We start from the raw sequence: 1,328 nt of genomic DNA, 5'->3' as shown, positions 1-1,328 counted from the left end.
TGAAGTTAGATTTCAAGTTATGGGCAATTGGAATAAAGTTTTTCCTTGTGTAAACACACTAACAACTATGGCGAAACCTTATAGTTATAGTGTTTTCAACTCATATTGTCCGGGCAAATCAACAGCTTCGTACATGGCAGCATACAAAAACTTTTTAATTAGCTTAGACGAAGTTGATAAAGAAGCAGTAAAAGGAAATAGTAACGTTTTTTGGTTTGAGCAATTAACTAAATAGGTGGAAACAGGAAAAAATAAAAAAGCACGAACACATAACAGCACCTTCAAGAAATTAACTGTTCAGAAGTTAAATGAAGCTTTGTGCTTCTAAACCATTCCAATAAAAAAAGCTAAAAAGAACCCAAAAAACAAAATGACCATACAACAATACATAGAAAATATAGACAAAAGGTACAGATTGGGTAACGCCACAGAACATACCTTTCGTGGGGATTTGCAACATTTGTTAGAGAGTTTAGTGCCTACTATCAGAGCCACCAACGAACCCAAAAGACAATCTTGTGGTGCGCCTGACTATATTTTAACGAATAAGGACATACCTGTAGGGTTTATTGAAGCCAAAGATATTGGCGATAAAGACCTTGACGGAATTAAGAAAACAGGCAATAAAGAACAATTTGACCGCTACAAAGCATCGCTGAACAACCTTATTTTTACAGATTATGTGAGCTTTCATTTGTATCACGAAGGCGTTTTTATTACAAAAATTTCCATAGGATCCTCCCCCAACCCCTCCAAAGGAGGGGAGATTGTAGCGCTTCCTGAAAACTTTGCTGCTTTTGAAAATCTTATCAAAGACTTTTGTTCTCATGTGGGGCAAACCATCAAAAGCAGTAAAAAACTAGCCGAAATGATGGCGGGCAAAGCACGCTTGCTATCGGATGTGATAGGTAAAGCATTGACAAGCGACGAAGCCAACCAAGAAAACAGTACATTGAAAGAACAAATGCTGGCTTTTAAAGAAATATTGATTCACGATATTACTCCACAAGGTTTTGCAGATGTGTATGCACAAACCATTGCATACGGAATGTTTGCTGCTCGCTTGCACGACCCAACTTTACCAACGTTTAGCAGACAAGAAGCTGCTGAATTGATTCCAAAATCAAACCCTTTTTTGCGAAAGTTGTTTGGCTATATTGCTGGTCCTGATATTGACGACCGTATCAAATGGATTGTAGATAGCTTGGTGGAAATTTTCTTGGCAACCAACGTGGAAGAAATATTGAAAAACTACGGAAAAGCGACCAAAATGGAAGACCCCATCATCCATTTTTATGAAACTTTCCTCAGTGAATACGACCCAAAAC

Annotated in this window: 1 protein-coding gene and 1 pseudogene; both read left to right on the top strand. The window is 37.7% G+C overall.

The window, feature by feature from the left end:
* The coding region (locus IU405_RS15580; protein WP_231749434.1) for a hypothetical protein at nucleotides 1-235 on the top strand (235 nt) is incomplete at its 5' end.
* A gap of 135 nt (nucleotides 236-370) precedes the next feature.
* Nucleotides 371-1,328, top strand: a pseudogene (locus tag IU405_RS00935) (DNA methyltransferase); the annotation flags it as partial.

Source organism: Polaribacter sp. BAL334 (assembly GCF_015767435.1).
GTDB lineage: Bacteria > Bacteroidota > Bacteroidia > Flavobacteriales > Flavobacteriaceae > Polaribacter.
Note: the sequence above shows the minus strand (reverse complement) of the source record. Positions and strands in the feature narration are given on the sequence as shown.